This is a genomic window from Enterococcus sp. AZ079 (assembly GCF_050547255.1).
GTDB lineage: Bacteria > Bacillota > Bacilli > Lactobacillales > Enterococcaceae > Enterococcus_D > Enterococcus_D casseliflavus.
Genome location: NZ_CP172955.1, coordinates 3,092,296 through 3,115,987, shown reverse-complemented (window position 1 = coordinate 3,115,987; position 23,692 = coordinate 3,092,296). Strand labels below are relative to the sequence as shown.

The 23,692-nt window shown below is 44.1% G+C and carries 26 protein-coding genes; 20 read left to right on the top strand and 6 right to left on the bottom strand.

The window, feature by feature from the left end; translation table 11 throughout:
• The first annotated feature begins 188 nt into the window (after window positions 1-188).
• The 7 genes from IGJ15_RS14810 (at window position 189) to IGJ15_RS14780 (ending at window position 8,133) form a co-directional block, all read left to right on the top strand.
• Window positions 189-1,730: an ABC transporter ATP-binding protein gene (locus IGJ15_RS14810; RefSeq protein WP_369907731.1), complete on the top strand. Its 1,542-nt coding sequence runs from the start codon at window positions 189-191 to the stop codon at window positions 1,728-1,730.
• Window positions 1,723-2,874, top strand: a complete 1,152-nt coding sequence (locus tag IGJ15_RS14805; protein WP_005226844.1) for an ABC transporter permease — start codon at window positions 1,723-1,725, stop codon at window positions 2,872-2,874. Before IGJ15_RS14810 ends, IGJ15_RS14805 begins: the two co-directional genes overlap by 8 nt.
• Window positions 2,874-3,827, top strand: coding sequence for an ABC transporter permease (locus IGJ15_RS14800; protein ID WP_005232556.1), 954 nt, complete (start codon window positions 2,874-2,876; stop codon window positions 3,825-3,827). The genes IGJ15_RS14805 and IGJ15_RS14800 overlap by 1 nt, the downstream gene beginning before the upstream one ends.
• Before the next feature lie 194 nt (window positions 3,828-4,021).
• Window positions 4,022-5,188: a phosphopentomutase gene (deoB, locus tag IGJ15_RS14795; RefSeq protein WP_010748608.1), complete on the top strand. Its 1,167-nt coding sequence runs from the start codon at window positions 4,022-4,024 to the stop codon at window positions 5,186-5,188.
• Window positions 5,189-5,198: 10 nt separating this feature from the next.
• Window positions 5,199-6,017, top strand: coding sequence for a purine-nucleoside phosphorylase (locus tag IGJ15_RS14790; RefSeq protein ID WP_430599181.1), 819 nt, complete (start codon window positions 5,199-5,201; stop codon window positions 6,015-6,017).
• Window positions 6,018-6,042: 25 nt separating this feature from the next.
• Entirely contained in the window at window positions 6,043-6,747 is a 705-nt protein-coding gene (gene deoD, locus IGJ15_RS14785; RefSeq protein ID WP_005226852.1) for a purine-nucleoside phosphorylase, read from the top strand.
• Window positions 6,748-6,945: 198 nt separating this feature from the next.
• A complete protein-coding gene (locus IGJ15_RS14780) occupies window positions 6,946-8,133 on the top strand; it encodes an iron-containing alcohol dehydrogenase (RefSeq protein ID WP_430599180.1) in 1,188 nt (395 codons plus the stop codon).
• Between the two features lie 52 nt (window positions 8,134-8,185).
• Here the strand turns inward: IGJ15_RS14780 and IGJ15_RS14775 are convergent, their stop codons facing one another.
• From IGJ15_RS14775 to rpiA, 4 genes are all read right to left on the bottom strand, one after another.
• A complete protein-coding gene (locus IGJ15_RS14775; protein WP_010748610.1) occupies window positions 8,186-8,833 on the bottom strand; it encodes an SGNH/GDSL hydrolase family protein in 648 nt (215 codons plus the stop codon).
• Window positions 8,834-8,934: 101 nt separating this feature from the next.
• Window positions 8,935-9,621: a 2,3-diphosphoglycerate-dependent phosphoglycerate mutase gene (gpmA, locus tag IGJ15_RS14770; protein ID WP_005226871.1), complete on the bottom strand. Its 687-nt coding sequence runs from the start codon at window positions 9,619-9,621 to the stop codon at window positions 8,935-8,937.
• A 194-nt stretch (window positions 9,622-9,815) separates the two neighbouring features.
• On the bottom strand, window positions 9,816-10,397 hold the full coding sequence (locus IGJ15_RS14765; protein ID WP_005226873.1) for a recombinase family protein: 582 nt from the start codon (window positions 10,395-10,397) through the stop codon (window positions 9,816-9,818).
• Window positions 10,398-10,548: 151 nt separating this feature from the next.
• The gene (rpiA, locus tag IGJ15_RS14760; RefSeq protein WP_010748612.1) at window positions 10,549-11,223 is read right to left on the bottom strand and encodes a ribose-5-phosphate isomerase RpiA; all 675 of its coding nucleotides are present in this window, start codon (window positions 11,221-11,223) and stop codon (window positions 10,549-10,551) included.
• A gap of 304 nt (window positions 11,224-11,527) precedes the next feature.
• Here rpiA and rpsL point away from each other — a divergent pair, with 304 nt between their 5' ends.
• From rpsL to tuf, 4 genes are all read left to right on the top strand, one after another.
• The gene (rpsL, locus tag IGJ15_RS14755; RefSeq protein WP_003127956.1) at window positions 11,528-11,941 is read left to right on the top strand and encodes a 30S ribosomal protein S12; all 414 of its coding nucleotides are present in this window, start codon (window positions 11,528-11,530) and stop codon (window positions 11,939-11,941) included.
• A gap of 70 nt (window positions 11,942-12,011) precedes the next feature.
• Window positions 12,012-12,482, top strand: coding sequence for a 30S ribosomal protein S7 (rpsG, locus tag IGJ15_RS14750; RefSeq protein WP_003127957.1), 471 nt, complete (start codon window positions 12,012-12,014; stop codon window positions 12,480-12,482).
• An 80-nt stretch (window positions 12,483-12,562) separates the two neighbouring features.
• Window positions 12,563-14,647: an elongation factor G gene (fusA, locus tag IGJ15_RS14745; protein ID WP_005226900.1), complete on the top strand. Its 2,085-nt coding sequence runs from the start codon at window positions 12,563-12,565 to the stop codon at window positions 14,645-14,647.
• 148 nt (window positions 14,648-14,795) lie between these two features.
• Window positions 14,796-15,983, top strand: coding sequence for an elongation factor Tu (gene tuf, locus IGJ15_RS14740; RefSeq protein ID WP_005226902.1), 1,188 nt, complete (start codon window positions 14,796-14,798; stop codon window positions 15,981-15,983).
• A 132-nt stretch (window positions 15,984-16,115) separates the two neighbouring features.
• Here the strand turns inward: tuf and IGJ15_RS14735 are convergent, their stop codons facing one another.
• Window positions 16,116-16,841 carry a nitroreductase family protein gene (locus IGJ15_RS14735; RefSeq protein WP_010748613.1) on the bottom strand — a complete coding sequence of 242 codons (726 nt, stop codon included), beginning with the start codon at window positions 16,839-16,841 and terminating at the stop codon, window positions 16,116-16,118.
• The gene (locus tag IGJ15_RS14730) at window positions 16,825-18,270 is read right to left on the bottom strand and encodes a PLP-dependent aminotransferase family protein (protein WP_010748614.1); all 1,446 of its coding nucleotides are present in this window, start codon (window positions 18,268-18,270) and stop codon (window positions 16,825-16,827) included. The genes IGJ15_RS14735 and IGJ15_RS14730 overlap by 17 nt, the downstream gene beginning before the upstream one ends.
• A gap of 107 nt (window positions 18,271-18,377) precedes the next feature.
• Between IGJ15_RS14730 and thiD the strand changes: the two genes are divergently transcribed.
• From thiD to rpsC, 9 genes are all read left to right on the top strand, one after another.
• Entirely contained in the window at window positions 18,378-19,208 is an 831-nt protein-coding gene (gene thiD / locus IGJ15_RS14725) for a bifunctional hydroxymethylpyrimidine kinase/phosphomethylpyrimidine kinase (protein ID WP_010748615.1), read from the top strand.
• 340 nt (window positions 19,209-19,548) lie between these two features.
• A complete protein-coding gene (gene rpsJ, locus IGJ15_RS14720; RefSeq protein WP_003127966.1) occupies window positions 19,549-19,857 on the top strand; it encodes a 30S ribosomal protein S10 in 309 nt (102 codons plus the stop codon).
• Window positions 19,858-19,879: 22 nt separating this feature from the next.
• Window positions 19,880-20,509, top strand: coding sequence for a 50S ribosomal protein L3 (gene rplC / locus IGJ15_RS14715; protein WP_003127967.1), 630 nt, complete (start codon window positions 19,880-19,882; stop codon window positions 20,507-20,509).
• A 29-nt stretch (window positions 20,510-20,538) separates the two neighbouring features.
• The gene (gene rplD, locus IGJ15_RS14710) at window positions 20,539-21,162 is read left to right on the top strand and encodes a 50S ribosomal protein L4 (protein WP_005226910.1); all 624 of its coding nucleotides are present in this window, start codon (window positions 20,539-20,541) and stop codon (window positions 21,160-21,162) included.
• Complete coding sequence (locus IGJ15_RS14705) at window positions 21,162-21,455, top strand: 50S ribosomal protein L23 (RefSeq protein ID WP_005226911.1); 294 nt, start codon at window positions 21,162-21,164, stop codon at window positions 21,453-21,455. Before rplD ends, IGJ15_RS14705 begins: the two co-directional genes overlap by 1 nt.
• Before the next feature lie 39 nt (window positions 21,456-21,494).
• Window positions 21,495-22,328: a 50S ribosomal protein L2 gene (gene rplB, locus IGJ15_RS14700; protein WP_005226912.1), complete on the top strand. Its 834-nt coding sequence runs from the start codon at window positions 21,495-21,497 to the stop codon at window positions 22,326-22,328.
• Between the two features lie 42 nt (window positions 22,329-22,370).
• Entirely contained in the window at window positions 22,371-22,649 is a 279-nt protein-coding gene (gene rpsS / locus IGJ15_RS14695) for a 30S ribosomal protein S19 (RefSeq protein ID WP_005226914.1), read from the top strand.
• Window positions 22,650-22,672: 23 nt separating this feature from the next.
• Entirely contained in the window at window positions 22,673-23,020 is a 348-nt protein-coding gene (rplV, locus tag IGJ15_RS14690; protein WP_003127973.1) for a 50S ribosomal protein L22, read from the top strand.
• 13 nt (window positions 23,021-23,033) lie between these two features.
• Window positions 23,034-23,690: a 30S ribosomal protein S3 gene (gene rpsC, locus IGJ15_RS14685; protein WP_005226916.1), complete on the top strand. Its 657-nt coding sequence runs from the start codon at window positions 23,034-23,036 to the stop codon at window positions 23,688-23,690.
• Window positions 23,691-23,692: the final 2 nt, after the last annotated feature.

The following is a 23,692-nucleotide window of genomic DNA, read 5'->3' as shown; positions in this document are numbered from 1 at the left end:
TCTTGCCCTAGTTTAGGGCAAGATGATCGTCATTGGATTACTATGTTGATGAAAGCTACGGGTTTTCATGAGGATAGTAATCATCCTAAGCAATAGCAATTATTTTTTTGACATGACGAATGGTTTGTATAAGCGAATTAGAAAGTAAGGATGTGAGTAATTTGGCTGAGGAAAAATATGTTGTAGAAATGCGTCATATCACCAAAGAGTTTGGAACGTTCAAAGCCAATGACGATGTCAACTTGCAAGTAAGGCCAGGAGAAATCCACGCATTGCTTGGTGAAAATGGAGCGGGCAAGTCGACCTTGATGAATATGCTGTCAGGATTATTGGAACCAACATCTGGTGAAATCTGGATGAATGGTGAAAAAGTGAATATCACGAGTCCGACCGCAGCAAACAAATTGGGGATCGGGATGGTGCATCAGCATTTCATGCTGGTAGACGCCTTTACTGTAACAGAAAATATCATTTTGGGGAGCGAACCCCATCATCTCGGTGTGTTAGATCGCAAGAAAGCCCGCAAAGAAATCAAAAAAGTTTCTGAACAATATGGTTTATCGGTTGATCCAGATGCTTATGTGCGTGACATCTCTGTTGGGATGGAGCAACGGGTAGAGATCTTGAAGACTCTTTACCGCGGCGCAGATGTACTGATTTTTGATGAACCAACGGCAGTTTTGACACCGCAAGAAATCGAAGAGCTGATCGAGATCATGCGCGGATTGGTGCGTGAAGGCAAATCGATCATCTTGATCACCCACAAACTGGATGAGATCAAAGCGGTGGCAGACCGTTGTACAGTTATCCGTCGAGGACAAGGGATCGGCACTGTCAATGTCAAAGACGTCAGCTCACAACAGTTGGCCGATATGATGGTTGGTCGTTCTGTGTCCTTCAAGACACCGAAGAAAGAAGCGTCACCAAAAGAAGTCGTGCTTTCTGTTGAAAACTTAGTTGTAAAAGAAAACCGTGGCTTAGAAGCAGTCAAAAACTTAAGCTTAGAAGTACGTGCAGGTGAAGTATTGGGGATTGCTGGGATCGATGGCAATGGGCAATCAGAGCTGTTACAAGCCATCACTGGTTTACGGAAAGTCGAAAGCGGCAAGGTCTTGCTGAATGGTGATGACATCACCAACTTCAAGCCTCGGAAAGTCACCGAAGCCGGCGTTGGTCATGTGCCAGAAGACCGCCACAAATACGGACTTGTCTTGGATATGATGTTATCAGAAAACATCGCCTTGCAAACCTACTACAAAAAACCTTTGAGTAATGCAGGTGTCTTGGATTACGGAGAGATCAACGAGTTTGCTCGTGATTTGATTCAAGAATTTGACGTACGAACAGTCAACGAGATCGTACCAGCACGGGCATTGTCCGGCGGGAATCAACAAAAAGCGATCATCGCACGAGAAATCAGCCGCGATCCTGATCTATTGATCGTTGCCAATCCGACCCGTGGGTTGGATGTTGGAGCGATCGAATTTATCCACAAACGCTTGATTGAACAGCGGGATAAGTTCAAAGCGGTGTTGTTAGTCAGCTTTGAATTAGATGAAATTTTGAATGTATCAGACCGCATTGCTGTTATTCATGCTGGTGAGATCGTTGGGGTCGTTGATCCGAAAGAAACATCAGAGAAAGAGCTTGGCTTGTTGATGGCAGGGTACTCCTTGGAGGAAGCAAGACGAGAGCTGCAAATGGAGGAAGTAGGTGGTTCGGTTGAATAACCGCAAAGAAAAGATCCGCAATATATTAGTGCCGATCATCGCTGTCTTGTTAGGATTCGTCCTTGGCGGGATCATCATGGCGGCCTTCGGCTACAGCCCGATCACAGGGTATACACAAATGTTTCGGACCGTTTTTATCAACGGACAAACAGGTGGGTTAAATGCCCGCAACATTGGTGAGATTTTTGTTACAGCAGGACCATTGATCTTTACCGCTCTGGGGTTTGCCGTTGCAAATTCAGCCGGATTCTTCAATATCGGTCTTTCTGGTCAAGCGCTAGCAGGTTGGGTTGCTAGTATCTGGGTCGCACTAGCGATGCCAGATGCGCCTCGGTTGGTGGTCTTGCCATTAGCCGTGATCGTAGGGGCTTTATGCGGGGCGATCGCAGCTGCGATTCCTGGTTTCCTACGGGCATTCTTTGGAACAAGTGAAGTCATCGTGACGATCATGATGAACTATATCTTGCTTTATACGGGGAACCATTTAGTCAATAATGTGATGAGCGAATCCATGATCACGACAAAAGGGGTCACAAAAATGGTGGGGGAAAATGCCTCCATGCAGACGCCGTTTCTAGCAAGCATCACGAGCAACTCTCGCTTGAACTTAGGGATCTTCTTAGCCTTGATCTTCTTAGTTTTGGTTTGGTTCTTGATGAAAAAAACCACTCTTGGTTATGAAATCCGCGCGGTGGGCTTGAACCCAAGCGCTTCTGAATATGCGGGGATGAGCAGCAAACGGACGATCATTATCTCCATGATCATCTCTGGAACGCTTGCTGGATTAGGTGGAGTCGTTCAAGGACTAGGAACGTTTGAAAACTTCTTCGTTCAAGGGTCATCATTGAGCATCGGGTTTGACGGTATGGCTGTATCCTTGTTAGGAAGCGGCTCATCGATCGGAATCTTGCTTTCAGCCCTCTTGTTCAGTATTTTGAAATTAGGTGGACAAGGCATGCAGTTTGCAGGTATTCCATCTGAATTAGTCGATGTCAATATCGCAATTATTATTTTCTTCGTAGCGATCAGCTTTGTGATTCGTTTCTTGTTGGCAAAAATCTTTGACGGCAAAAAAGAAGCGCTGGTCGTACAGGAGATTGAAGCCCAACCAAACGATCAAGATCAGGAAGGAGGAACCATCTAATGGATATTAGTTTAATTTCTTCGATCGTCACTCAAACATTGATTTATGCGTCTCCTCTGATTTTGACGGCGCTAGGTGGCGTGTTCTCAGAGCGCAGCGGGATCGTTAACGTGGGTCTTGAAGGAATCATGGTTATGGGTGCTTTTAGCTCGATTGTTTTCAATATTGAATTTGCGTCACAATTTGGTGCGTGGACACCATGGTTAGGGATGCTCGTCGGCGGACTTGTCGGTGTGGTTTTCTCCTTGCTGCATGCGGTGGCAACCATCAACTTCCGTGCCGACCACATCATCAGTGGTACGGTGATGAACTTGATGGCACCAGCTTTGGCTGTGTTCTTAGTCAAAGCGATCTACAACAAAGGGCAAACGGATAACATCCAACGGACATTGGGGTATTTCAATTTCCCGATTCTTAAAGATATTCCTATCATTGGCCCGATTTTCTTTAATCAAACATTCTTACCGGCGTACTTCGCTATTTTGATCTCAGTGATCGCGTGGTTCGTGATTTTCAAAACACGCTTTGGGTTGCGTCTTCGTTCTGTCGGTGAGCATCCACAAGCAGCGGATACCTTAGGGATCAATGTTTACGTGATGCGCTACTCAGGTGTCTTGATCTCTGGTTTCCTTGGCGGGATGGGCGGTGCCTTGTTTGCTCAATCGATCGCGGGTCGCTTTGCCGTGACAACGATCGCCGGTCAAGGATTTATCTCGATGGCTGCGATGATCTTTGGTAAATGGAATCCACTTGGTGCAATGGGAGCTGCGATTTTCTTCGGTTTTGCGCAAAACATCAGTATCGTAGGTGGCCAACTGCCAATCATCTCTTCCATTCCAGCGGTTTACTTACAAGCTGCGCCTTATGCCTTGACGATCATCGTGCTCGTTCTTTTCCTTGGAAAAGCCGCTGGTCCGAAAGCTAACGGGAAGAACTACATTAAATCTAAATAATTTTTTCAGTATGAAAGGGTGGGGCTATGGGACATGAATGTGTTGCTGTGTCCTGCCCTTTTTCTATCCTCTGGGTGAAAGGAACGCATCAGGAAATTTCCAAAGCAACCCAGCGCAATTTTTGCTTAAGTTTAGTATGATAGAGGTAGTAGATCCGCTTGTAAAAGCATAAAATAAAGAAAGTAGGGAATAGAATGTTTAAACGTGTACACTTGATCGTGATGGATTCAGTCGGAATTGGTGAAGCACCTGATGCGGCAGCTTTTGGTGATGTCGGTTCAGATACGTTAGGCCATATTGCAAAAGAAGCAGGCTTGACGATCCCTCACTTGGAACAATTAGGCCTAGGGACGATCCGTCCTTTAGAAGGCGTGAAGGCGGTAGCTGACCATGATGGGTATGCAACCAAATTGGAAGAAGTTTCCGTTGGGAAAGATACGATGACGGGGCACTGGGAGATCATGGGCTTGAATATCCAAAAGCCTTTCCGCGTATTTCCCGATGGGTTTCCCGATGAATTATTGCAACAGATCGAAGCGTTCTCTGGACGCAAAATCGTCTGCAATGCACCGTATTCTGGGACAGCAGTCATTGATGACTTTGGCGAACATCAAATGAAGACAGGCGATCTGATCGTTTACACCTCGGCTGACCCAGTGTTGCAGATCGCCGCGCATGAGGAAATCATTCCATTAGAAGAATTGTATCGTATTTGTCAGTACGTTCGGGACATCACGAAAGATGAGCCATATATGATCGGCCGCATCATCGCGCGTCCGTATGTCGGTGAGCCTGGAAACTTTACTCGTACGAGCAATCGTCATGACTACGCACTCGATCCATTTGGCCATACAGTATTAGATTCCTTGAAAGAAGCTGGAAAAGACGTGATCGCCGTTGGGAAGATCAATGATATCTTCAACGGACAAGGAATCACCGATTCTGTACGGACGAAGAGCAATATGGACGGTGTGGATCAGTTACTGAAGGTGATGAAACAAGACTTTACGGGTCTAAGCTTTACGAACTTGGTCGACTTCGATGCGCTTTATGGTCACCGTCGCGATGTCGTAGGGTATGCCCATGCCATTGAAGATTTTGATTTGCGTATTCCAGAACTTTTAGAAGCAATGGGAGACGAGGATCTGTTGTTGATCACAGCTGACCACGGCAATGACCCAACCTTTAGGGGAACGGATCACACGAGAGAATATGTGCCATTATTAGCGTACAGCAAGAAATTCCAAGGCCAAGGCAAATTGCCACAAGGCTACTATGCGGATATTTCCGCAACGATCGCTGAAAACTTTGGTGTTTCAGCTACAGAAAACGGAACAAGCTTTTTACAACATTTAAACTAGAGGTGATGAGATGACAACGTTACATGAGAAATTACAAGAAACAACGGCATTTATCCAAGAAAGCGGCGTCGGTGAAGTGGAATTTGGGTTGATCTTAGGATCTGGCTTAGGTGAATTAGCCGATGAGATCGAAAACCCAATCGTGTTGCCTTACAACGATATCCCGCATTTTCCTGTTTCGACAGTGGTCGGTCATGCAGGACAATTGGTCTATGGAACATTAGCTGGGAAAAAAGTCTTAGCGATGCAAGGACGATTCCATTATTATGAAGGCCATTCGATGCAGACGGTCACTTACCCCGTCCGTGTGATGGCGGCATTGAAAGTTCACTCTTTAGTCGTGACCAATGCCTGTGGCGGCGTAAACGAAAGCTTCCAGCCGGGAGACTTGATGTTGATCACCGATCAAATCAACTTTATGGGGGACAACCCACTGATTGGTGAAAACGAAGAAGAAATGGGGCCACGTTTCCCAGATATGAGCCAAGCCTACCATTTGCCTTATCGGGAAGCGGCACAAAAAGTTGGTGCATCAAAAGGATTGCACTTAAAAGAAGGTGTTTATATGGGCTTCTCAGGTCCTACGTATGAAACGCCAGCAGAGATCCGCTTTGCTCGGACGATCGGTGCCGATGCTGTCGGTATGTCGACTGTCCCAGAAGTGATCGTTGCTGTTCACAGTGGCTTGAAAGTCTTAGGTGTTTCTTGTATCACAAACTTGGCTGCTGGTATGCAAGCGAGCTTGAATCATGAAGAAGTCGTGGAAACGACGGAACGGGTCAAGGCAGAATTTAAAGCGTTGATCAAAGAAACGTTAGCAGTCCTATAAAAAGCAGATCAAAGGAGAAAAACGAATGAGCGTTCATATCGAAGCAAAAGCAGGCGAGATCGCAGACAAAATCTTGTTACCAGGTGATCCACTGCGGGCAAAATATATTGCTGAAACATTTTTAGAAGACCCGATCTGTTACAACAACGTTCGGGGGATGTTGGGCTATACAGGCGTTTATAAGGGCGAGCGGGTCTCTGTCCAAGGAACTGGCATGGGCATGCCTTCAGCGAGCATCTATGCCCATGAATTGATCAACTCTTACGGCGTAAAGAAATTGATTCGGGTCGGTACGTGTGGTGCCATCTCAAAAGATGTCCACGTGCGTGATCTTGTGATTGCCCAAGCGGCAGCAACAAGTTCATCGATGGTAGCAAAAAACTTCCAAAGTTTCCATTTCCCACCAATCGCTGACTTTGCACTGTTGCGTAAAGCCTATGATACAGCGATTGAATCAGGATTTACGACTCACGTCGGCAACATCTTATCTGAAGATACCTTCTACAAAGATGACATGACGGAAACGTTACAGTTGGCAGACCTTGGGGTGATGGGTGTTGAGATGGAAGCCGCAGCCTTATACTATTTAGGGGCGAAATTCCACGTTCAAACTTTAGCGATCTGTACTGTCAGCGACCACATCATCACTGGAGAAGAAACAACGCCAGAAGAAAGACAAACGACATTTAACGACATGATCAAAGTTGGCTTAGAAACAGCGATCGCGTAAAAAAGATACCGCAGGATCGGTGCATGAACGATGCGAAGGCTGCTTGCTTTTGATAGAGCAAGCAGCCAAATCGTATTGGTTTGCATGCAACCGAGAATGTGTTATCTTTTTTTGTTGGCAAAAAGCCACGAAGAAGCGTTGCACTTTTGCCAGAAAATGGTTTAATGAAAAGAAAAGGTGTAAAAAGGAGACGAGACAATGAATAATTTTACGTTTCATGTAACGACGGACATTCGTTTTGGGAAAGACCGTCTGAACGAGCTGCCAGAAGTACTGAATACATTTGGAAAAAACGTCTTGCTAGTCTATGGTGGCGGCAGTATCAAGAAAAACGGCTTGTACGATGCAGTCATGGCGCAATTGACTGCCAACGGCAATCAAGTCACTGAATTGACTGGTGTCGATCCAAATCCACGAATCGAAACCGTTCGTCAAGGAGCCGCTCTTTGTCGTTCAGAAAAGATCGACGTCATTTTAGCTGTTGGCGGCGGTTCTGTAATTGATTGCAGCAAAGTGATCGCTGGGGCGGCTTGCAGTGAGCAAGAGCCTTGGGACTTAGTTCTTTCCAGAAGCTATCAAGGACCAGCGATTCCATTATTAACGATCTTGACCCTTGCGGCTACTGGCAGTGAAATGAATCGCGGCGCGGTGATCTCTAATCTAGAAACGAAACAAAAACTTGGTGTTCACGGACCCGAAATTTTACCGAAAGTATCTTTTTTAGATCCAACAACGACCTTTAGTGTCAGTCGCTATCAAACGGCTGCCGGTTCAGCGGATATCATGAGCCATCTGATTGAAAATTATTTCAGTAAAACAGAAGGAACAGATGTCCAAGACGGTGTAGCAGAAGGATTGCTAAAAGCAGTCATTAAAAATCTGCCCATCGCATTAAATGACCCCACAGACTATGATGCACGGGCGAATTTGATGTGGGCGAGCACCTTAGCCTTAAATGGTTTGACTGGAAGCGGCAAGGGTGGTGCTTGGTCTTGTCATGCGATGGAGCATGAGTTGAGTGCGTTTTATGACATTACCCATGGCATCGGCTTAGCGATCCTGACCCCACGCTGGATGCTTCATGTATTGAATGAAGAAACGGCGCCGAAATTTGCGCGGTTTGCTAGAGAAGTCTTTGGTGTCCAAGAAGCAGTGCCAGAATTAGCTGCCCGAATGGGGATTCAAAAACTGTATGACTTTTTTGCTTCTTGCGATATTCCAATGACTTTGCCAGAAGTAGGGATCGCCGATGACACCCATTTTGCTGAAATGGCGGCTCAAGCAGTTCAATTCAGCTCTATTGCAACAAATGCGTATGTACCGCTGCAAGAAGAAGACGTGATTGCAATCTACCAAGATTCCTTGACTCCTTCAACCTATCTTTAATCATAAAAAAGACCGTTCCTGCGACTTGGTTGTCGCGGAGCGGTCTGTTTATTTACCCTTCAGAAGAAAAAGCCAAACGGGCCATTAGCTGATTCGCAATCAAGGCGTGTCCTGCAGGAGTGGGGTGCACCCCGTCATCACCTGTCAGTGCCTGCGGGGAGCTAGCAACGGCTGCTTCGGCAAACAAGCCATCCAGCGGCAGCAACTGACAATGAAAGGCGGCAGCTAAGCGACGAACGATTTGGATTTTCGGATCAAGATCGATCCGCCAGGTTTGACGATCTTCAGGATATGGCAAAACAAAAGGTTCCAGTAAGAAAATGCGCGTGATCCCCTGTTGGGTCACTTGTTCCAGAATTTGACGGTAGGTTTCCTCAAAGGACGTTGCCGCAGCTTCTGAACCAAAATCGGGACCACCGGCATTGTGCCACGTGTCGTTGATCCCAATCATAAAGACCAAGACGTCAGGTGCTAATTGAAGGCAATCTTCTTGGAGACGGGCTAAGACATCGGCAGCTTTGTTGCCGCCGATCCCCCGATTATAAAAGATAAATCCTGCAGTGGGGAATGTTTCTGCCAGCTGATCGGCAACGAGACGGGCAAACCCATGTCCTAAATCGTGGGGATCTTGGCGATCACGATCGCAATCTGTGATGCTGTCACCTAAAAATAAAACGGTATCATTTTTGACTAGTTTCATAGTAAGCTCCTTTCGAGTACGCCCTCAATTATAAAAGAGGGGGGAGGAAATGCCAATAAAAAAACTGCCCTTTTTTAAAAAAGGGCAGCGATAAGCGAGGCTTATAAGTAGTATTTTTTCGCAACAGTCAAATCATCGTTCAATTCATAAACAAGTGGTTGACCAGTTGGGATCTCAAGATCCATGATATCTTCGTCAGAAATACCTTCGATATGTTTTGCTAATGCACGTAGAGAGTTTCCGTGAGCCGCAACTAAGACAGTTTTGTCGTCTTTTAATGCTGGGGCGATTTCATCTTGCCAGAAAGGCAATGCACGTTCTAAAGTAACTTTTAAGTTTTCTCCACCAGGTACGTCGCGAGGGTCAAGCATTGCATAACGACGGTCGTTTGCAGCAGAACCTTCATCTGAAGCTTCCATCAATGGAGGTAAAACATCGTAAGAACGACGCCAGATGTGTACTTGTTCGTCACCGTATTTTTCAGCAGTTTCTTTTTTATTTAAACCTTGTAATTTACCGTAATGACGTTCGTTTAAGCGCCATGATTTGATCGTTGGTACCCAAAGTTGATCAGAATATTCTAAAATGTAATTACAAGTTTTGATGGCACGAGTTAAAACAGATGTGTAAGCAACGTCAAATTCGATGCCTGCTTCTTTGATTTTACGTCCGCCTTCGATTGCTTCTTCGACACCTTCTGGCGCTAGATCAACATCAGCCCAACCGGTAAACTGGTTTAATTTGTTCCATTCGCTTAGTCCATGACGAGAAAATACTAATTTTGGCATGTAAAACTCTCCTTTAGATATTCGATATTTTTCTGAAATTTTCAATTCCGTATTTATTGTACACTCTTTCTCAAAGAATTTCCATGGTTTTGGAGGAAAAGCTGGGGGAAAACGCCATTCTTAAGGAAAAACAAAAGGGGATCATTAAAAAGAGGACCGCTTTTGTTTCATGCTGTTCTAGGGGGAGTCGACAACTATGAACGTAACTTGTTCCATTCTTCTTCGGATAATTTTATGTATTTATAGCATGTACCTACAGAAACACCGCATTTTTCAGAAATATATTGAATCGTTTCTTTTTTCTCGTAGTACAATTGACGGATTTTTTTGATCGTTTTCGGATCGATTTTTGGACGACCGCCAATTTTGCCTTTTTTGCGGGCTTTATTTAAGCCGACCAGCGTGCGCTCTTTGATGAGTGAGCGTTCCATGATCGCAAGTCCTTCCATTAAATTGAAGTAAACCTGTCCCATCGGACCGCGGGTATCGATTTGTTCTGCCAGTGAAACCAGATGAAGCTCTCGCTGTTTTAATAGATCAGTGAGATCGGTCAGCTGTCTGGTGGTTTTCCCTAAACGATGCAGTTCCGTAACGACTAAGGTGTCGCCGGGCTGCATTTGTGCCACCACTGACTCCAATGAATGATTTTCTTCACTTTCTTCCACGCTAAATGTCTCATGGAAAAATTCATGACACCCAAATTCTTCGAGCTTGTTTAATTGTTCACTTGTTGAGTTGTCGGTGATCGTTGAACGAGCATAGCCTATGATTTTCATAAACCCTCCTACCTTTCCCTTTTTATTGAATGTATCATAATTATTTCTTAAATGATAGGGTAATTTGCACAAAAAATAATAAAAATTAAGTCGATTGAAGAAAAATAACGAAAAAAAAGAGAAGCGATATCGCTCCTCTTTTTTGTTTCCTTTATCTAACGTGCTTGGTACTCGGGCCTTCAGGCAATCCGACAATGATCGTGTGGACCATATCCAAAAATAGACCGTGTTCAACCACGCCCACTGTAGCATCTAATTCCTGTGCCAACTCAGTAGGGGCGGTGATCGTTTCTAGATGAAGATCGATGATGTAATTGCTGCAATCGGTTTTTAACGGTTCGCCTTCTTCATTCAGACGCAGTTTTGGATGGTAGTTTTTCTTCTCGAACAGACGCAACAGCTGTTGGCTGCCATAAGGGATCACTTCCACTGGCAACGGGAAGGCACCAAGTGTTTCGACCATTTTCGATTCATCAACGATCCACAAGACTTTTTTGGAGTTAGACGCCACAATTTTTTCGAATAAAAGGGCTGCACCGCCGCCTTTGATGCCATGATAATCCTGGCTGATCTCATCTGCACCGTCGATCGTAAGATCCACAGCGTCCACTTCATCGATGGTGCGAATCGGGATACCTAATCCTTCTGCTTGTTTTTTCGATGCCCAAGAAGTTGGGACACCCGTGATCGATAGACCTTCTTCTTTTACCCGTCGACCCAGTTCTTCAATCATGTAGTAGGCTGTTGAGCCAGTGCCCAAGCCAACGACCATGCCATCTTTTACATAACTAGCCGCTTCAATGCCGACCATTTCTTTTAGGTTCATTTTCTTCCCGCCTTTTTTAAATAAATGCTTTGTCTCTATTATATAGGAAGAAGCGCAAAATTTGCGGATTTTTTCGTAACAGATTTCTTTTGAAAAAAGCCTAGGAGGATACTTGACAGGTAAGAATAAGCATGATATTCTATCAAAGGTGCTTTATCTACAGGTCTCTCGTTGGAGACGTGCTGACTGTCTATCAAAGCATAGTTGATATGAATGCAGAGAATGCATTATTTTTTATCGCAAAAAAAGAACCACCTGGATGTGTGGGACTATAAAGCGAATCAAGGAAGGAGGACAACTAGGGATGCCTACAATTAATCAATTAGTACGTAAACCTCGTAAATCCAAGGTTGAAAAATCAAATTCACCAGCATTGAACAAAGGATATAACAGTTTCAAGAAAGCTCAAACGAATGTTAACTCACCTCAAAAGCGTGGGGTAGCTACTCGTGTGGGAACTATGACACCGAAAAAACCGAACTCAGCTCTACGTAAATATGCGCGTGTTCGTTTGTCAAACTTGATTGAAGTGACAGCTTATATTCCAGGTATCGGACACAACTTACAAGAACACAGCGTGGTCTTGTTACGTGGTGGACGTGTAAAAGACTTACCAGGGGTACGTTACCATATCGTTCGTGGTGCATTGGATACTGCCGGTGTTAACGATCGTAAACAATCTCGTTCTAAATATGGTACAAAACGTCCTAAAGCTTAATCTTTAAGACAAACAGATCAAATGAATCTTATTTAAATCAGAACTGATATCTCGGAAGGAGGAGTTACGGATGCCTCGTAAAGGTCCTGTTGCAAAACGTGATGTTTTACCAGATCCTATTTATAACTCAAAATTAGTAACTCGTTTGATCAACCGTGTAATGGTTGATGGTAAACGCGGTGTTGCTGCAAATATTATCTACAATGCTTTTGGCATTATCAAAGAATCTACAGGAAATGATCCATTGGAAGTTTTCGAACAAGCAATGAAAAACATTATGCCTGTATTGGAAGTTAAAGCTCGCCGTGTCGGTGGTTCTAACTACCAAGTACCAGTAGAAGTACGTCCTGAACGTCGTACAACTCTAGGTCTTCGTTGGGTGGTAAACTACGCTCGTTTGCGTGGCGAACACACAATGGAAGAACGTCTTGCAAAAGAAATCATGGATGCAGCGAACAACACTGGTGCTTCTGTGAAAAAACGCGAAGACACACACAAAATGGCGGAAGCCAACCGCGCATTTGCTCACTATCGTTGGTAAGATCCTCACTGCTTTTTATTGGAAGGTACTGAGACAACCTTAGCTTAAGTTAAGTAAGAATGAGAGGGGAACAACCTAGAATGGCAAGAGAATTTTCGCTAGAAAAAACTCGTAATATCGGGATCATGGCCCACGTTGACGCTGGTAAAACAACGACAACTGAACGTATCCTTTATTACACAGGTAAAATCCATAAAATTGGTGAAACACATGAAGGTGCTTCTCAAATGGACTGGATGGAACAAGAACAAGAACGTGGGATCACAATCACTTCTGCTGCGACAACTGCGCAATGGAAAGAAAACCGCGTAAATATCATCGACACACCAGGACACGTGGACTTCACAATCGAAGTTCAACGTTCATTGCGTGTACTTGATGGTGCTGTAACTGTGTTGGACTCACAATCAGGTGTAGAACCTCAAACAGAAACAGTTTGGCGTCAAGCGACAGATTACCGCGTACCGCGTGTTGTATTCTGTAACAAAATGGACAAAATTGGTGCAGACTTCTTATACTCTGTATCAACTTTACATGATCGTTTACAAGCAAATGCTCACCCAATCCAATTACCAATTGGTGCGGAAGATGACTTTACTGGTATTATCGACTTAGTAAAAATGAAAGCTGAAATCTACACAAATGACTTAGGAACTGAAATCCAAGAGACTGAAATTCCTGAAGAATACGTAGAATTAGCTGAAGAATGGCGCGAAAAATTAATCGAAGCTGTTGCTGATACTGATGAAGAACTAATGATGAAATTCTTGGAAGGTGAAGAAATCACTGAAGAAGAATTGAAAGCTGGTATTCGTCAAGCAACATTGACTGTTGACTTTTTCCCTGTTCTTTGCGGATCTGCCTTTAAAAACAAAGGGGTTCAATTGATGTTGGATGCAGTCATCGACTACTTGCCTTCACCACTTGATGTTCCTGCGATTAAAGGGATCAATCCTAAAACAGACGAAGAAACTGATCGTCCGGCTGACGATGAAGCACCATTTGCTTCATTAGCATTTAAAGTAATGACTGACCCATTCGTAGGTCGTTTGACATTCTTCCGTGTGTATTCAGGTATCTTGAACTCTGGATCATACGTATTGAATGCTTCAAAAGGCAAACGCGAACGTATCGGTCGTATCCTACAAATGCACGCCAACACTCGTGCTGAAATCCAAACAGTATACTCAGGCGATATCGCCGCTGCTGTTGGTTTGAAAGACACAACAACTGGGGATACACTATGTGATGAAAAATCACCAGTAATCCTTGAATCAATCGAATTCCCAGAACCAGTTATCGAAGTCGCTGTTGAGCCTAAATCAAAAGCTGACCAAGATAAAATGGGGGTTGCTTTACAAAAACTTGCTGAAGAAGATCCATCATTCCGTGTGGAAACAAACGCTGAAACAGGCGAAACTGTTATCGCTGGTATGGGAGAACTTCACTTGGACGTCTTAGTTGACCGTATGCGTCGCGAATTTAAAGTTGAAGCAAACGTAGGTGCGCCTCAAGTTTCTTATCGTGAAACATTCCGTGCAGCAACACAAGCGGAAGGTAAATTTGTACGTCAGTCTGGTGGTAAAGGTCAATACGGTCACGTATGGGTCGAATTTACACCAAACGAAGAAGGTAAAGGCTTCGAATTCGAAAACGCGATTGTCGGTGGTGTGGTTCCTCGTGAATACATCCCAGCAGTTGAAAAAGGACTTGAAGACTCAATGGCGAACGGTGTCTTAGCCGGTTACCCATTAGTAGACATCAAAGCAAAACTTTATGATGGTTCATACCATGATGTCGATTCAAGTGAAACTGCCTTCCGTGTTGCAGCTTCTATGGCTTTACGTGCTGCAGCGAAGAAAGCAAATCCAGTAATTCTTGAACCAATGATGAAAGTAGTTATCACTGTACCAGAAGATTACTTAGGTGATGTTATGGGTCACGTAACTGCTCGTCGTGGACGCGTAGAAGGAATGGAAGCACACGGTAACTCACAAATCGTGAACGCAATCGTGCCATTAGCTGAAATGTTCGGTTACGCAACGACACTTCGTTCATCAACACAAGGTCGCGGTACGTTCATGATGACATTTGATCACTATGAAGATGTACCAAAATCTGTTCAAGAAGAAATCATCAAGAAAAACGGCGGCAAAGCTGAATAATTGATGGAAGTATAGGAAATTAAGTAAAAAGCTATATTTTTTTCTGAGTTTCGTGTACAATATTATCGATGATAAGGGATGGGGAGCTGCGGCTCCCTACCTATCAAATATAAAAAATAAACTGCATTTTTAGGAGGAACATTTTAAAATGGCAAAAGAAAAATTTGACCGTTCTAAACCCCACGTAAACATTGGTACGATCGGACACGTTGACCATGGTAAAACTACACTTACAGCTGCTATCACAACTGTATTATCTAAAAAAGGTTTGGCTCAAGCTTCAGCTTACGACCAAATCGATGGCGCTCCAGAAGAACGCGAACGCGGAATCACTATCTCAACTGCTCACGTTGAGTACGAAACTGAAGCACGTCACTATGCTCACGTTGACTGCCCAGGACACGCGGACTACGTTAAAAACATGATCACTGGTGCTGCTCAAATGGACGGCGCGATCTTAGTAGTATCTGCTGCTGATGGTCCTATGCCTCAAACACGTGAACACATCTTGTTATCACGTAACGTTGGTGTACCATACATCGTTGTTTTCTTAAACAAAATGGATATGGTTGATGACGAAGAATTACTAGAATTAGTTGAAATGGAAGTTCGTGACTTATTGTCAGAATATGACTTCCCAGGCGACGATGTTCCTGTAATCGCTGGTTCTGCTTTGAAAGCTCTTGAAGGCGATGCTTCATACGAAGAAAAAATCATGGAATTAATGGCTGCAGTTGACGAATACGTTCCAACTCCAGAACGTGACACTGACAAACCATTCATGATGCCAGTCGAAGACGTATTCTCAATCACTGGACGTGGTACTGTTGCTACAGGCCGTGTTGAACGTGGACAAGTTCGCGTTGGTGACGAAGTTGAAATCGTTGGTATTGCTGAAGAAACTGCTAAAACAACTGTAACTGGTGTTGAAATGTTCCGTAAATTGTTAGACTATGCTGAAGCAGGGGATAACATTGGTGCATTGCTACGTGGGGTTGCTCGTGAAGACATCCAACGTGGACAAGTATTAGCTAAAGCTGGTACAATCACACCTCATACAAAATTTAAAGCTGAAGTTTACGTTTTAACAAAAGAAGAAGGTGGACGTCACACTCCATTCTTCACTAACTACCGTCCTCAGTTCTACTTCCGTACAACTGACGTAACTGGTGTTGTTGAATTACCAGAAGGAACTGAAATGGTTATGCCTGGTGATAACGTAACAATCGACGTTGAATTGATCCACCCAATCGCTATCGAAGACGGAACTCGTTTCTCAATTCGTGAAGGCGGACGTACTGTTGGTTCAGGCGTTGTAACTTCAATCCAAGCTTAATTTGATTGATCGAAGAGCAAAAGCGTACGCGCTTTTGCTCTTTTTTTTAACTCGTAGAACCAAAAAAGAGCCGCCATCTCTAGCGTTGACGAATCCACTGTGGTTCATCGAAGCTAAAGAGAGCGGTGCTTTTTATTTTATTAGTTTTTGCTTCTTCAAGAAGGCGTCAAATCCTTGGTCAGGACGATTGCTGTAAAAGCCAGCGAATTTTTCTGACCATGGTTTGGTCTCGCGGGCTTCTCCAAAAGCAGTCATCGTTTGATCGTACGCTTCGATCGCCTCATAAGAATAGTCCTGATAATGGTTGTAATGAATGACCGCTTCTTCTGGCAAGCGAGGTTTGACCTTCATTTCTACGATTGGTTTACCGATGCTCAAGCCAGCCACAGGATAGACATATTCTGGTAAGTGCAACAATTCAGCGATTTTGGCGCTGTCTTTGCGGACACTGCCAGAAATGACGGTGCCTAAGCCCAGTGATTCAGCAGCGATCGCACCAGATTGCAAAGCGATGCTGGCATCAGTGGTGGCGATCAATAGTGGCTGATAGCCCTCATCGATTGGATAGGGAGTCTGTTTTTCGTCAGCAACTTTTTTGGTTCGATTTAAATCAGCTAAAAATAGCAGAAAGAGTGAACTTGCTGCGATATGAGGATTGCCAGGATTCCATTCGACCATTTGTTGGCGAATCTGCGGGTCGTCGATCACTAAGATCGAATAGGCTTGCCCGTTCATCCAGCTAGGTGCTTGACGAGCCGCAGTCAAAATCGCGGTTACTTGCTCTTGGCTCAAGCGGTAGTCAGGGTCAAATTGTCGGTAAGTGCGGTGATTGTGCAAAAGCTCAATGGTTTCGTTCATAGGTTTGCTCCTTTAACTGTTGGGTGATTTTTGTGAATCGTTCTTGAAATAGCGGTAAATCATCTTTGGCTAAGCGGGTATAGTTCAAACGCAAGCCATTCGTATCGTTACTGAAAAGAAACGCAGGTGCTACTAAGCAATCGTTCGCCAAAAAGAGTGACCAATCTTTGCGAGTCAATGTGCGGTGACGCCAAGTCAACCACAGGTAAAGACCACCTTTCGTCGGCTGCCATTGCCAATCCTCCTGGAATGCCTGCAAGAGTTGGAGTAAGTCTTGCTGGCGCTGGGCCATTTCTGCAAGCAGTGTCCGCTGTTGCTGGTGGTAATCAAAGGAGCGTAAGGCGATATTGGCAAGGACTTGCGGGAAGATCGTGGTATCGATCGCCATCCGTTTTTTCGCTTGGGCAAATTGGTCGGCTAACGCTTCTGGCACCAAAAGCCAGCCGATTTTTATGGATGATCCTAGTAATTTTGAAAGCGAGCCTAAATAAATGACGGTTTCGGGAGCCATGGATTTTAGCTTGGGCGGTACTTTATCAAAAGCCAACTCGCTAAAAACATCGTCTTCTATGATCGGTACTTGGTAGGTCTGGCAAAGGCGGATGATCGCTTGGCGCCGATGGTCACTCATAGTATGACCCGTTGGATTTTGGAAGGTGGGATTCAGATAAACAAATTTGATCTTCTTTTCCTTCAACACTTTTTCCAATGCCGCAGGCCGCATCCCTTCACTATCCTGCTTGATCCCAATCAGCTGGACATTCATCGTGGAAAACAAGGGGAGAGAGAACAAGAAAGAAGGGTCCTCTGTCGCAATACAATCCCCCGCATGCAATAAGACTTGCATCAGCAAGGTGATTCCTTGCGTCGAACCGGCAGTAATTACTAGTTTTTGACCGCTGGTGGGCAAATTGAAGGAATCAGCAAGGTGCTGCAATAAGATTTCTTGCAAAGGTTCATAACCCGTCGGTAATACTTTGGTGCTTTCTTTGCGAATCTCTTCCCAGGTAAAGGCAGGAAACGTGAAATCGGGGATCAGATCGGCAGGTAGATCACCTGTGTACAGATCCAGCACATCCTTCTCAGTGCGCAAATGCTGAATCTGTTGAACGTAAGGGTCTTGCTGCAGATAAGGGCTGCTTAAAGACGAGCGCAAATAAGAAAGTGGCGTTTGGCGGTTCCCCCAACGCCCTTCCAATACACGAGAGCCGCTGCCTTGTTTTCGTTCGATCCATCCTAAGCTTTTCAATTCATCTAACGCTTTGACGACGGTGGAACGATTGACGCCAAAAGTCTGGGCGAGGCTGCGCTCTGGCGGCAAACGATCCCCAGGTCCATAGGTTCCCGCTTGGATCTCTTCGATAAAATGAGTCACGATCTGCTGGTAAATCGGTTGTTTCTTCTGTTTGTCGATACTTGATGAAGCCATCCTGCACCACCTTTTTCAATTGGATGGTTTAAAAATAAGCCAAATGGCTCTTTTCGTCAAGGGGAAGATTGACTATACTTAGCAAAAAGCACAAGGAGATGAGGAAGATGGAAAAAGTCCTATCAATTGCTGGGTCGGATTCAACCGGAGGTGCCGGTATCGAAGCAGATTTAAAAACATTTCAGGAATATGGTGTCTTTGGTTTTGCCACGATCGCTTCGATCGTCACGATGGACCCACAAGCAGGTTGGAGCCATGAAGTAACGGCGATGGAAACAGCGCTTGTCGAAAAACAAATGATCTCTGCTTTTGCAGGTGATCCGATGGATGCTCTAAAAACGGGCATGTTAGGCAATGAAGACAATATTGTCCAAGCTGCGCAGATGATCCAACAGCAGCAAGTCAAAAATGTGGTGATCGATCCTGTCATTGCTTGCAAAGGGACTGCAGAAATCTTACAGCCAAAAAGCGTCGATGCCATCATCACGCATTTGTTGCCGTTAGCAGATGTTGTCACCCCCAATTTAGTAGAAGCGGGGATTCTTTCAGGTTTGGGTGATTTGACGAGTGTGGAGGCCATGAAGCAAGCTGCTGAAAAAATCCATGAATTAGGTGCTAAATACGTCGTGATCAAAGGGGGGCATCGCTTGCCAGGAGCAAAAGCCATTGACCTCGTTTATGATGGGCAATCCTTCCTCTTGTTAGAAAGTGAAAAAATCGCTACCGATTTCAATCACGGGGCAGGCTGCACCTTTTCAGCTGCGATCGCTGCGGGTCTTGCAAAAGGCAAACCCGTCGTGGAAAGCGTTCGGTTAGCGAAAGCCTTTGTCACAGCGGCAATCAAAGAAGGAGTGGTGATCAATCCTTATGTGGGTCATGTGTGGCATGGTGCCTATACCCACGCCCAAGACCGTATGCAGGAGGAAGCGCCGCAATAGCAGGTTTTCTTCTATAATAAATGGGAAATGAAGAAGTGCTTAAAAGAAGCGGTCAACGCTTCTTTTTTGTGTTACGAAACTAAAAGAAAATTTTCTGAAAGAAATGCAAAAGAATCCCGGTTTTTCCATAAAAAAAGCTTGCAATCAATGTTTATCCGTAATATAATCATAAAGGTGCTGTTTACGTAAATACGTAAGTCACACTGGCAGCAAAGAGATTTTCTGCCGGCTACGAAACGAGAGGTTGCGACACGCCCGGACGCTTTGCCATGGACGAGCGTGACGGAAAATTTTCGTGGAGCTATGTCTACTTTTCAAAATAGGCGAAGGAGGGAAAACAATGGCAAAACAAAAAATTCGTATCCGTTTAAAAGCGTATGAACATCGTATTTTAGATCAATCAGCGGATAAAATCGTAGAAACTGCAAAGAGAACTGGAGCTGGCGTATCTGGTCCAATTCCATTACCAACTGAACGCAGCTTGTACACGATCATCCGTGCGACGCACAAATACAAAGATTCACGCGAACAATTCGAAATGCGTACACACAAACGTCTAATCGACATTGTGAATCCAACACCAAAAACTGTTGATGCTTTAATGAAGCTAGACTTGCCAAGCGGTGTTAATATCGAAATCAAACTATAATAATTAAGATGGAGGTGTAATCATGACCAAAGGAATCTTAGGGAAAAAAGTGGGAATGACTCAAATCTTCACTGAATCTGGCGAATTGATTCCAGTAACTGTAGTAGAAGCTACACCAAACGTAGTGCTACAAGTGAAAACAATCGAAAATGACGGCTACGAAGCAATTCAAGTCGGCTACCAAGATATGCGTGAAGTTTTGTCTAACAAACCTGCGAAAGGTCATGTTGCAAAAGCAAACACGGCTCCTAAGCGCTTCATTCGCGAATTCAAGAATGTAGAGCTAGAGGGCTTAGAAGTAGGATCAGAAATCAAAGTTGATATTTTTGAAGCAGGAGACATCATCGATGTAACCGGCACTTCGAAAGGTAAAGGATTCCAAGGCGTTATCAAACGTCACGGACAAAGCCGCGGACCAATGGCTCACGGTTCTCGTTACCACCGTCGTCCTGGATCAATGGGTCCAGTTGCACCTAACCGTGTATTCAAAAACAAACGTCTTGCTGGACGTATGGGCGGAAATCGCATCACGATCCAAAACTTGGAAATCGTGCGCGTAGACGCAGAACGCAACGTTATCTTGATCAAAGGTAATGTACCTGGCGCGAAAAAATCATTGATTACAATCAAATCAGCTGTGAAAGCTAAATAAGTAGATAGGAAGAAAGGAGGAACTAAGGAATGCCGAATGTAGCATTATTCAAACAAGATGGAAGCCAAAATGGCGAAATTACATTGAACGAAGAAATCTTCGGAATCGAACCAAATGAATCAGTTGTCTATGATGCAATCATCATGCAACGCGCTTCATTAAGACAAGGAACACACGCTGTGAAAAACCGCAGTGCCGTTCGTGGCGGTGGCCGTAAACCATGGCGCCAAAAAGGAACTGGACGTGCCCGTCAAGGTTCAATCCGTTCACCACAATGGCGTGGAGGTGGCGTAGTCTTCGGACCAACACCACGTTCATATAGCTACAAACTTCCTAAAAAAGTTCGTCGCTTAGCAATGAAATCTGTATTGTCAGAAAAAGTTGCTTCAAATAACTTGGTAGCAGTAGAAGGGTTAAGCTTTGATGCTCCAAAAACAAAAGAATTCAAACAAGTTTTAGCTAACTTGACAATTGACTCTAAAGTATTGGTAGTTTTAGAATCTGAAAACGACTTTGCCGCTTTATCTGCGCGCAACTTGCCAAAAGTTTCTGTAGTTACTGCTGATAACATTAGTGTTTTAGACATCGTTTCTAACGACAAAATGTTAGTGACACAAACTGCTCTTACTCAGATCGAGGAGGTGCTTGCATAATGAACTTACTAGACGTTATTAAACGCCCAGTGATCACTGAAAAATCAATGCTTGCCATGGATGACAAGAAATACACTTTTGAAGTGGACACAAAAGCTAACAAAACTTTAGTAAAACAAGCTGTAGAAGCTGCCTTTGACGGAGTGAAAGTGGCAAACGTGAACATCATCAACGTTCGTCCGAAATTCAAACGCATGGGTAAATATGCAGGATATACAAAAAAACGTCGCAAAGCTGTTGTGACTTTAACTGAAGATTCTAAAGAAATCCAAATTTTCGAAGCTGCTGAATAAGCAACTCACGCATAAACTTTACATGGGAGGGAAAAAGACGTGGCGATTAAAAAGTACAAACCTACCACGAACGGCCGTCGTAATATGACAAGTTCTGATTTCGCTGAAATCACAACTTCAACACCAGAAAAAACATTGTTAGCTCCTTTGAAAAACAATGCTGGTCGTAACAACAACGGACGTATCACGGTTCGTCATCAAGGTGGCGGTCACAAACGTCAATACCGTTTGATCGATTTCAAACGTAACAAAGACAACGTCGTTGCTACGGTTAAAACGATTGAATATGATCCAAACCGTTCTGCTAACATTGCGTTAGTACATTACGAGGATGGAGTAAAAGCATACATCTTAGCACCTAAAGGATTAGAAGTTGGCATGACTGTCGTTTCTGGTCCAGATGCAGATATTAAAGTAGGGAATGCATTACCACTAGAAAACATTCCAGTCGGTACTGTTATCCACAACATCGAAATGAAACCTGGTAAAGGTGGACAATTGATTCGTTCAGCTGGAACAAGTGCTCAAGTACTTGGTAAAGAAGGCAAATACGTATTGATCCGCTTGAACTCTGGTGAAGTACGGATGATCTTAGCATCATGTCGTGCAACAATCGGTTCTGTTGGTAATGAACAACACGAATTGATCAACATCGGTAAAGCCGGTCGTTCTCGTTGGATGCGCAAACGCCCAACTGTACGTGGTAGCGTAATGAACCCTAATGATCACCCACACGGTGGTGGTGAAGGTAAAGCACCAATCGGACGTAAAGCACCAGTTTCTCCTTGGGGACAACCTGCACTTGGTTACAAAACACGTAACAAAAAAGCAAAATCAGACAAACTTATCGTTCGTCGTCGTAAAACTAAGTAATATACTTGACCGTGTGTCGCACATTTTGAGAGGAGGTACACCATGGGTCGTAGTTTGAAAAAAGGACCTTTTGTCGATGACCATTTGATGAAAAAGGTCGAAGCACAAGAAGGCGCTGAAAAGAAAAAAGTGATCAAAACTTGGTCACGTCGTTCTACAATTTTCCCTAATTTTATCGGATTTACAATTGCTGTGTATGATGGACGGAAACATGTACCAGTTTACATCCAAGAAGACATGGTAGGACACAAATTAGGTGAATTTGCACCAACAAGAACTTATCGCGGACATGCTGCCGATGATAAGAAAACAAGACGCTAATTTTGAGGGGAGGATATCCAAAAATGGCAGAACAAATCACATCAGCGAAAGCAACTGCTAAAACAGTCCGCGTTTCTCCTCGTAAATCTCGTCTAGTTATTGACTTAATCAGAGGGAAAAGCGTTGCTGAAGCAATCGCGATCTTAAAGTTCACACCAAATAAAGCAGCTGGAATCATCGAGAAAGTCTTGATGTCAGCTATTGCCAATGCAGAAAATAATTTTGACTTAGATGTTGAAAACTTGATTGTTTCTGAAGCATTCGTAAACGAAGGACCAACGATGAAACGTTTCCGTCCACGTGCGAAAGGTTCAGCTTCACCGATCAACAAACGTACAAGTCATATTACTGTAGTCGTATCAGAAAAATAAGGAGGGACAATCAGTGGGTCAAAAAGTACATCCAATTGGAATGCGTGTAGGCATCATCCGTGACTGGGATGCTAAATGGTATGCTGAAAAAGAGTATGCTGAATTTCTACATGAAGATTTGAAAATCCGTAAATTTATCGCATCTAAACTTGCTGATGCCGCTGTGTCTACAGTTGAGATCGAGCGTGCAGCAAACCGCGTGAATATTTCAATCCACACAGCTAAACCAGGTATGGTTATCGGTAAAGGCGGATCTGAAGTCGAAAACCTAAGAAAAGAATTAAATAGCCTAACTGGCAAACGAGTTCACATCAACATCGTTGAAATCAAAAAACCAGATTTAGATGCTAAATTAGTAGGCGAAGGAATCGCACGTCAATTAGAAAACCGTGTTGCTTTCCGTCGTGCTCAAAAACAAGCGATCCAACGCACAATGCGTTCTGGCGCTAAAGGAATCAAAACACAAGTTTCTGGCCGTCTAAATGGTGCGGATATCGCTCGTTCAGAAGGTTACTCAGAAGGAACCGTTCCACTTCATACATTACGTGCGGACATTGATTACGCATGGGAAGAAGCAGATACAACATACGGAAAACTAGGAGTTAAAGTGTGGATTTATCGTGGAGAAGTTCTTCCAACTAAAAAGAACACTGAGAAAGGAGGGAAATAAAC